This is a genomic window from Prosthecobacter sp. (assembly GCF_044373815.1).
Lineage (GTDB): Bacteria > Verrucomicrobiota > Verrucomicrobiia > Verrucomicrobiales > Verrucomicrobiaceae > Prosthecobacter.
In genome coordinates, this window is record NZ_JBIPNG010000246.1 from 1 (window position 1) to 9476 (window position 9476).

8 protein-coding genes are annotated in these 9476 nt (G+C 59.6%); 2 read left to right on the forward strand and 6 right to left on the reverse strand.

The window, feature by feature from the left end:
• Positions 1–124: 124 nt before the first annotated feature.
• Complete coding sequence (locus ACIREA_RS18800; protein WP_397383874.1) at positions 125–1393, reverse strand: Gfo/Idh/MocA family protein; 1269 nt, start codon at positions 1391–1393, stop codon at positions 125–127.
• Between the two features lie 45 nt (positions 1394–1438).
• Entirely contained in the window at positions 1439–3463 is a 2025-nt protein-coding gene (locus ACIREA_RS18805) for an autotransporter domain-containing protein (protein WP_397383876.1), read from the reverse strand.
• A gap of 286 nt (positions 3464–3749) precedes the next feature.
• Between ACIREA_RS18805 and bioB the strand changes: the two genes are divergently transcribed.
• Together bioB and ACIREA_RS18815 are read left to right on the forward strand one after the other, a co-directional pair.
• The gene (bioB, locus tag ACIREA_RS18810) at positions 3750–4787 is read left to right on the forward strand and encodes a biotin synthase BioB (protein WP_397383877.1); all 1038 of its coding nucleotides are present in this window, start codon (positions 3750–3752) and stop codon (positions 4785–4787) included.
• Positions 4788–4922: 135 nt separating this feature from the next.
• Entirely contained in the window at positions 4923–5264 is a 342-nt protein-coding gene (locus ACIREA_RS18815) for a hypothetical protein (RefSeq protein ID WP_397383878.1), read from the forward strand.
• On the opposite strand, the gene ACIREA_RS18820 is transcribed toward ACIREA_RS18815, so the two are convergent.
• The 4 genes from ACIREA_RS18820 to ACIREA_RS18835 all read right to left on the reverse strand — a co-directional run.
• Positions 5255–5710, reverse strand: coding sequence for a hypothetical protein (locus ACIREA_RS18820; protein WP_397383879.1), 456 nt, complete (start codon positions 5708–5710; stop codon positions 5255–5257). The genes ACIREA_RS18815 and ACIREA_RS18820 overlap by 10 nt on opposite strands.
• Before the next feature lie 17 nt (positions 5711–5727).
• Entirely contained in the window at positions 5728–6486 is a 759-nt protein-coding gene (locus tag ACIREA_RS18825; RefSeq protein WP_397383880.1) for a purine-nucleoside phosphorylase, read from the reverse strand.
• An 11-nt stretch (positions 6487–6497) separates the two neighbouring features.
• On the reverse strand, positions 6498–7427 hold the full coding sequence (locus ACIREA_RS18830) for a 2-dehydropantoate 2-reductase (protein WP_397383882.1): 930 nt from the start codon (positions 7425–7427) through the stop codon (positions 6498–6500).
• 3 nt (positions 7428–7430) lie between these two features.
• A partial coding sequence (locus ACIREA_RS18835) for a hypothetical protein (RefSeq protein WP_397383883.1) occupies positions 7431–9476 on the reverse strand: 2046 nt, incomplete at its 5' end.

Consider the following 9476-nt stretch of genomic DNA (forward strand, 5'->3'; position numbering starts at 1 on the left):
ACTCGGGCTGCAGCCATCAGCAACTTCATGCCACCCTTCGCCCAAAGGTACAGCAACATTTTTGTCACATCGCCCCACCTCAAACGCTGTGCCGAACACTATTGGCAGGAGTGCCCATCGTACTTCAAATCTTCACATCCCACCCCTTGCGGTAGCCACCGTCGCGTCCCCACAGCTTCAGCGCCTCCGCGTTATCCAGCACCTTCCCGGTCTTCGGATCACACTTCACCACCGTATTCGTGCGGTAGGCCATGTTGCCCAGGTGGCACATCATGGTGCTCTTCTGGCCTTCTTCGATGGGGCTGTTCAGCTTTGCATTGCCACGGATGGCCTCGATGAAATTGCCCATGTGCGCGGGATCGCCGCCACCAGCGCCTTTGCCCTTGCTCATCTCCACGCCCTTCAGGTCGTAGTTGATCCACGAATCACGAGCGATGGCCATGGTGCCGTTGTCGCCATAGAACATGACTTCCGCCAGCGGCTTCTCCGCCGCACGTGCGTGGGAGCTGCTTTGCACCCACTCGCAGCCGGCGTGGCCGAAATCATACACCGCCGTGCCGGTGTCCGGCGTTTCCTGCGCATCATTATAAAAATAGCGGCCGCCATTGTAGGTGGTGCGCAGCGGATACTCGCCCTTGAGGCCCCAGCGCAGGATGTCCAGCGTGTGGATGCCGTTGTTGCCGAGCTCGCCGTTGCCCCAATGCCAGAACCAATGCCAGTCATAGTGAGCCATCGATTTGAAATCATGCTTCGCATCATCCGGCACCGGGCCCTGCCACAGATTGTAGTCGATGTCCGGTGACGCCGGCTTCTCATTCGTGGCCACCGATTTGCGTGTGTTGTAATAGAACCCACGACCAAAGTGAACAGGACCGATGGCGCCACCATGCAGCGCCTCGATCGCCTCCTTCATCCACGTGCGGCGCTGATTCCCCATCTGCACCAAGCGATCATACTTCTTTGAAGCCGCCACAATCATCTCCGCCTCATGCGCGTTCTGGCTGCCGGGTTTCTCCACATAGACGTGCTTGCCAGCCTGCATGCACAGCAGCGCGGCGGGGGTGTGCCAGAAATTCGGCGTGGCGATGAAGACGGCATCCAGCGTCTTGTCATCCAGGATCGAACGGAAATCCTTCACGCCCACGCAGGACACCTTCTGCATGTCATTGACGACCTTGAGGCCCAATTCCAGGCGCTTCGGGTCCACTTCCGCCAGGTAGGCGATCTCCACGCCCGGAATTTTGAGCAGGGCCTGCACATGCTGCATGCCACGCCCCAGCGCCACCACGGCCACTTTGACTTTCCTCCCTGCCTCATCCGCAGCGTAGAGTTTCGGAAGAGCGGAGACTGCGGCGAGCGCGGACGTTTGGTGGAAAAAAGTGCGGCGATTCATGATGGTGGGACAAAGTCGGTCTCCAACGTCATGCTCTTGCAGCACTCAGAAAATAAAGCCGACCTGGACACCACCACCCACTTCCATCGTGCCAGAACGAAACACGCTGGCGTAGGTCTGCAGATTGAGCTTCAGACGCTCATGGGCGATCAGTTCCACGCCGAGCTGTACGTTGGCGAAGTTGATGTAGGTGCCGGAGCCACCTGTCGCGGTGCTGGGGCCGGAGCCAAAGGGTACCAGGCTGCCATAGCTGTCCACGATCGAGAACGGAGTTCCTTGAAAGGAGGCGGTGCTGCTGCTGCTGTGCTGGGCCAGGTAAATCCAGTTCGCATTCAAGTAAGGCACCACCTTGCCAAAGTTGGTTTGGAAGTGGTAGGCCGCATTGTATCCGAGATTTAACCGGAACACGCGGAAGTCCTGGCCGCTCGCGCTCAGCAATCCCGGCACCGGAGTGTCTGACTGCTCGCTGTAGCCTCCCACATTCCCAAAGGTGTAGCGCAGACCGCCCGTGGGCCCATGCACCCAGCCACGGTGCCGCATGTTGTAGGCGAGCATCCAGTCAAGGGTGTGCGATGAAGAGCTGGGCTTGGCGAATGCCTGCGCCGTGCCGATGCTGCGGCGCAGATCGGTCTCAGCCTGGGAGTAGTTGTAGATGAAGGTGCTGCACAGGCCGTACCATTCACCCACCACCGTGAAGCCCAGCGCATTCCCGCTGCTGTCGAGCTTCAGATCCGTTGCGCTGCCACGGCCGTACAAGTAGCTCCAGAAAGCGCCGAGCATCACATGGGAAGTGGCCAGAAAGTCCACCCCCACCGTGGCCGCACCGTAGTGGGCGTCCAGTCCGCTGCTCCGGCTGCCGCGTCCTTGGGAATCCACGCGCGCCAGATTGCTCGCCGCCCATGTTTCCCACCGCCGCGAACCAAAGCCTGCCAGATCGCTCAATGTCACCTCATCACCCCCGACATTTTCAAGATTTGAGGTGCCACGAGCCACGCTGCTGGTGCGCGTCTGCACCGTGCCCAGGGAGCCTTGCAGCACTTGCTGGCCCTGAGACTGCGTCTGCGTGGTCGTGTTGACACCGGTGGAGAAATTGGTCAATGCGGCTCCATCCGCGATCATGAAACCTGCTCCACCATAGTTCCCCGCTGACACTCCATTCAGCGACGTTCCCACAAAGACGTTCTGGGCCTTGAGAAAGGCCAGGTTCGTTTGCGTCAGGATGGGGGCATACTGCGAGATGTCTCCAAAGGTGCTGGCCCCCGTGGGATACGGATTGTCTCCGCCATTGAGCACCCCCACCACCTCCAGTTTGCCATCCTTGTTGGTGTCGGCATAAAGTGCAGAGCCGCTGTCTCCCTTCGCAGTGCCGGCCTCATTGGGGCCTCCCGTCGTGGCTCCAAAGGTGCTGGTGGTGCCGTCCGGCTTGTCAAAGTCCACCAAAATCACCGTGCCCGAAGCATCCGTGATGGTGCCGCCCACGGTGATCGTCGGTACTCCCACAAAGTCGATGGTGTTCGTTCCGCCTTTGAGAATGCCATCCACTTGCTGCCCAGCCCCACCGTTTCCACCCAAATTCACCGTTCCATCTGAATGCAGGCCATGGCCCGCCACCACAGCAGCCATGCCCAGTGGCGATGTGGAACTCACGGCTGAAGCCTGAATGGTGGAGGATTCGGCGGTAACGGTCGTCACCTGATTGAGCTTAAAGCTCACCACGGCCAGGTCATTGGTAGCCGCGCCTGCAGGCTGGCTGGCCCACAGCGGATTCACGGCGATCTGCGTCGCCGTGGCCGTCACGGAATAGGAGGCCGTCGCGCCATTCTCCCCGGGAGCATTGCCAAAATAGAAAATGATCGTGCCGAGCCCACCGTCCAGAATGCCATCATTGTTGCCGTCCACGTTGTGCGCTGCGGTGAGAAACTTCAGGGTGCCCGCTTCCAGGGATGGCACCAAAGTGCCCGTTCCGGTCGCATTGGCATAACTCACAAAGCCCACCGTCCGCCCGAGATCCAAACCGGAGGCAAAGGTGATGTGCTGATTGCCGATGATGCCTGGCGAGGCTGAATTCACCCCCACGATTGCCAGCGCGGCTGGCTGCTGGAGGCTCGACAATATAACAATAATCAGTACAAGTTTCTTCCTCATCATAAATAGCGTTTGTTCGTATAACCAATCACTTTTTACAAGCCACGGTTGTGCCACTCACTCGATCATTGAAATTTGAAGGCTGTTTTTCAGCAAAATCAGCGGTCTTTCAGCCTTCCGTCTTCTCTTGAGTCGCTGCTGGCCCGCATGCATCACTTTCCCCGTGCATCCGGCCCATTTCCGCCCACTATCGGGGCTGCCACCCTCCGCCATGACTTTCGCCGAACTTCACCGCATCTATCACCAGCCCTTTTTCGATCTCCTCAAGCAGGCCCGCGCCGTGCATGACGAGCATTGGACCGGCAACGAAGTGCAGCTCTGCACTCTCCTCAGCATCAAGACCGGCGGTTGCAGCGAAGACTGCGGTTACTGTGCCCAGAGCGCCCGCTACAGCACCGGCCTGCAGAAGGAAAATCTCATGCCCAAGGAGCAGGTTCTGGAGCGCGCCCTCGCCGCCCGTGCCAGCGGCTCCACCCGCTTCTGCATGGGCGCCGCCTGGAAAGGCGTGCGCAAAGGCACCCAAAAATTTGACCAGGTGCTCGACATCGTGCGCGACGTTTCCAAGCTCGGCATGGAAGTCTGCGTCACCCTCGGCGAGCTCGGCGCCGACGAGGCCACCGATCTCAAGGAAGCCGGTGTCACCGCCTACAACCACAACGTTGACACCTCCCCGGAGCATTATCCGAACATCGTCAGCACCCACACCTTTGACGACCGCCTGCGCACCATCCGCCACGCGCAGGACGCCGGCATGTCCGTCTGCTGCGGCGGCATCCTCGGCCTCGGCGAGACCATCGACGACCGCCTCAAAATGCTGGAAGTCATCTCCAACTTCAATCCCCAGCCCGAGAGCATCCCGATCAACGCCCTCATGCCCATCAAAGGCACCCCCATGGGCGACAACGAAGTCGTCGATTCCTTCGCCTTCGTCCGCATGATCGCCGTCACCCGCATCGCCGTGCCGAAGGCCAAGGTGCGCCTCAGCGCCGGCCGCACCAATCTGAGCCGCGAAGCCCAGGTCCTCGCCTACTTCGCCGGTGCCAACTCCATCTTCTACGGAGACAAGCTCCTCACCGCCGCCAACCCGCGCGCCAACGAGGACATGAAACTCCTCCGCGACCTCGGCCTCGCCCCCCAGGCCCCCAATCCCGAAATGGAAGCCCCCGAAGCCACTGAAGGCCGCCCGCTGATGCCCTGCTGCACCGAAGAGCACGCCTGTGAAATGGAGAAGGCGAACGAGTGCTGCTAGCAAGACCGCGATCCGCAACTCATGAGCCTACGTAGCCCGATCCGTTATGTGATTCGGGCTACACGGTTGGCTTTGCTACCATTTCCTGCTGCGTATTTTTTGGGCACGTCAGTCCTGGTGATCGCAGATCACGTCATGCAGCCTGATCGCAATCGTGTGGAATCTGGAGACGCAGGTGAATTCATCGGTGGCATCCTGTTACTGCTTGTCGTGGCCAAGTTTCAAGTCTTCCTCGGTGTCCCGTCGTTGCTTATTCTCGATGCGAAAGCCTGCGGGCTGCGCGGATACACAATCACCGCCCTTGTGATCGCGATTGTCGGTTCATTCGCCTTCTCAATGATGCTGCGCTCTCCCGAACTCGGCGAGACGCTGGGATGGATGTTCCCTCGCGTCTTCGCCGTTCTAGGCGTTCCTGTGGTCTTGAGTTATCTACTGGCGTTTGGTTTGCGGAGGAAAGCTGGTCAGACCTACTTCTGAAGCTCCGTGTAAAGCTCCTCTTCGTAAGGCGACCAAAACAATTCCAGATGTTGGAGTTCTGAAAACTTTTCCAGGAGCTTGCCAAGCCGATTAATGGCTACTGCGTCAGCTAAAATGGAGAAGCTTGCGCATCCTTCATCTGGTTCGTCCTCATGATTGTTGAAGGTGAACTGAATGGCACAGCGACCAACACCTCCAATCGTATAAGCACGAATGACCAGATGCCGATACATCCGATCCTCTTTTCGAGGACTGCCATATTTAAACTCCGCCTCGTCACCAATGTGCTTCGGAAAATTCTGAAGATCCGCAGCAAATTGCTTCAAGCATTGAACACCGGTGTAGAAATCGAGCCCACCCGAAAAGCGACCATTTTCTGCACTGAGATTGAGCTGCACGTGATACGGCTCCTCGTAGGGGAAGCGCTGGATGCGGATGGAATTCATAACGGATAAAGAACAGGTCACACCGCCGCCTTCAACAACCGCGCCAGATACATCCCCGCCGTCTTACCCACCTCCACCACCTCTGCGTGGTGCAGCGTCTGCGCTCTCAATCCAGCGGCCCAGTTGGTAAGCATGGAGATACCCGCTACTTCCATCCCAAGCGCACGCGCCTGAATGGCCTCAGCCACCGTGGACATACCCACGGCATCCGCACCCAGCGTGCGCAGCATGCGGATCTCCGCAGGTGTTTCATACTGCGGACCCAGCAGCCCCGCATACACGCCTGCGTGCAGTTTCAAACCGATCTCCAAACTCGCCGCATGGAATTTTTCACACCACGTCCGCGAATACACCTCGCTCATGTCATGAAAGTTCGGACCACCTAGCAGCGGTGTGGTGCCCTGGAGATTGAGGTGATCCGTGATCAGCATCAGCCCCCCGACATGAAAATTCTCATGGATCGCCCCCGCCGCATTCGTGAGCACCACGCGCTTCACGCCGATCTCATGCATGAAGCGGATGCTCGCCGTGACCTCATGCGCCGTTAGTCCCTCATACAAATGCCGCCGCCCCTGCGCGAGCAGGATGGGCTTGCCGTGATGCTGCGCCAGCACAAAGCGCCCTGCATGTCCCGGCACTGTCGAAGCGCTCAGCCCAGGCACCTCACCATACGCGACTTCACTTTCAATCCCAAACGCATCCGCCACGGCTCCAAGACCGGAACCCAGCACGATGGCAGTTTCAGGACGGGCGTTTTGAAGGGCGATGAGGGACATATTGCGGACCACTATCTGGCGGCAATCCTCTCCTTCAACTCCTCATACAACCGCTCCACCTGTGGCATCGCGATCCCCGCCGCCTTCGCCTGGCGCACCGGCTCACCCCAGATCGCCTCCAGCTCCACCTCGCTGCCCGTAAGAAAATCAATGAGGCTGCTCGGCTTGTACGCAGACATCGTGCGCGTCCGCTCAATCATATCGTCGATGAGCGACAGCGGAATCGCATGCCCCAGCCGCCCTGCCGTTTCGATGATCTCACGCATCAAATCCCATACCCGCTGCTCCAAAACCGGATCAGCCAAAATCGCCGCCGTGTCCTTGCCACCGGCCGCAATCGAGAGCCCGTTGAAGGGAATATTCCACACCAGCTTCTTCCACCGCGCTGTGAGCAAACTGGGCTCCACCTTGCACTCGATGCCACAGCGCCGGAACTCCGCCGCCAGTGCCTCCGTGCGCACCTGCGGCGCACCGCTGTGCTCGCCCAGCGAGATCTCCCCCTGCGCGATGTGATGAATCACCCCCGGCGCAATGCGGTTGATGCACACAAAGCACAGCCCGCCCAGCACATGCACAGAGCCAAAGTGCCGCGCCAGAAAATCATCGCTGCCCAGTCCGTTTTGCAGCGTGAGGATCATCGACTTTTTGTGCAGCAGCGGCGGCAGCAGCTCCAGCAGCGCCTCATTCGCCGTGGCCTTCATCGCGATGATCACCAGATCGCACTCCCCGATCTCCGCCGTGCTGCGGTGGCAGTAAACCTGCGGCAGATCGAAATCGCCGAGAGGACTGCTGATCTTGAGACCATGCTGCTTCACCTGCTTATAATCCGAGCGCATGAGAAAATGAACCTCATTTCCATGCTGCGCCAACCGCCCGCCATAGTAGCAGCCGACCGCACCGGAGCCGATGATGGCGATGCGTGGATGTGCCGGAAACGCCATGATCTATTTCACCATCAAATAATGCCGCGTTTTGCCATGCCTCTGCTTGTTCGTCAGCGGCGGCAGGTCCAGATGGAAGAAATGCCGCAGGGTCTTGGTGTGGTGCTGCAGCGTCTGCTTCGCAGCTTCCTTCAACTCCCTCCACCTCCTCCACGAATGATCCGGCGCATGCGTGATGTGCCTCAGAAGACTGAGCCACTCCACATACGCGCGTGAGATGTCTCCTTCCGCGATGCCCGCCTTCAAATCCTGCGCGCCGGGCTGCTCAGGATGCAGCAGCGCATCGAGTAATTCCGCAGCGCCTTCGCCATAGTCATCCGGCAGACCATTATCAAGATAGCCGTGATGATTCACAAACCCATACGTGCCACGACACACCGCCGCGAGTCGTTCGGAACCGCAGTCCAGCGGCAGATCAAACTTGGAGCCACTGCGCAGGTTCGCCAGGTGATGGACGAGGTCATCCGCAGGATAGCTTTCATCTTCCAGTGCCGCGACAATCGCCAGCCCCTCACCATGCTGGAAGAAGCTGAAGATTTCACCACGCCTCGTCGGCACGCCCCCGGCATCGATCAGGCCCAGCGTACGCCACGCATGAATCGGTGATCCACCGCGCGGCTCGCGATCAGTGGTGGCCGTTTCGGCCATGTGTACACCCGTTTCATTCTTCACCACGATGCTGCGTTCCTGTGGCAGGAAGAGCAGTTTGCCGTGACCGTCCTCGTAAGCCATCACCTCAATGGGCGCGAGATCGAAGCACGCAAAGACCAGGTTCTCCTTCGTCAACGTGCCGATGAATTCAGGGGCCACATCTGAGATGACATCTTCTCCATGCGCGAGGATGGCCTTCGCGAGATCACCTGCATGCAGCACGGTGATTTCCTCCAGCGGTATCGTTTCTGCGTTGCGCGGCAGCTTGAGGAGACGGCGAATCGACTTCGTCGGCTTCACGTCATCTCCCACCGGCGTGCCGAGGCTGATTTCGACGCCGTAGGTCACTTCCTTTTCGCGGCGGATTTTTCCCACACGACCGATGCCGTGCGCAAACCTCGCGGCGAAAGCCGGAACACTCAGCACCGCATGCACACGGCTCAGCGGCACGCGTTGCAGCGCATGGCGGTGCTTGCGCTCCCATTCACCGTAGGAATTCAAGACCTGCTTCTCCGTGGCTTCGAGACCGAAGAGCGCCTTCGCATTCTCATGCTGCGGATGCACCACATTCGGCTCCAGCTCCTCCAGCCCGAGCAGAGGCGGTACTTTGGCAAACAACCTTCCGGCAAAGCGTGTCGCGGCTTCGAAAGGATTCTCCTCCCGCAGCGCGGCGTGTTTCATCACACGCAGAAAGATCGGCCATGCCAGCAGGGTGCTGCGGTGCAGCCGCGCCGGTCGTGCATCAAAGATGGAAGGACTGTCGCGGCTGGTGATCACATGACCCTTGTCATCCAGCCCCCGCCGTCCGGCGCGGCCATACATCTGAAGCAGTTCATCCGGCGCGAGTTTGTGCTCGCTCTTGCCATCATGAAACGTCGTGCCTGCCACATGCACACTTCGCACGGAGAAATTGATGCCCGCTGCAAGTCCCATCGTCGCGGCAATGACACGGAGTTGCCCCGCCTTCGCCAGCGGCTCAATCACCCCTGCGCGTGCGCCATACGACAGCCCGCTGTGATGAAAAGCCACACGCTTTTCCAGCAGTGTCGCCAGGTCCTTGCCGCACACAGCCCGTTGTTCCGCCGTGAGTTCCAGCGGATCGCCCATCGGCAGATCAGCAGCCAGCCTGCGTGCAATTGACTCCGCCTCCTTGCGGCGTGGTGCAAAAATCAGCAGCGGCGCGAGATCAGCGATCATCACCGCCGCAGCAAAGCGCGGCCAGTAGTTTTGAAACTGCTTCTGTCGCTGCGGCAGCGTCTCCATCGGCACTTCTTCCAGAGGCACGGGCCGTTCACGCGTCATGACCACTTCCGCCTTGCGGCCCAGACTCACCAGCCATGCCGCCACGTCTTCCGGATTCGCCACAGAGCCGCTCAGCAGCAGCAGGCGCGTGTCCTG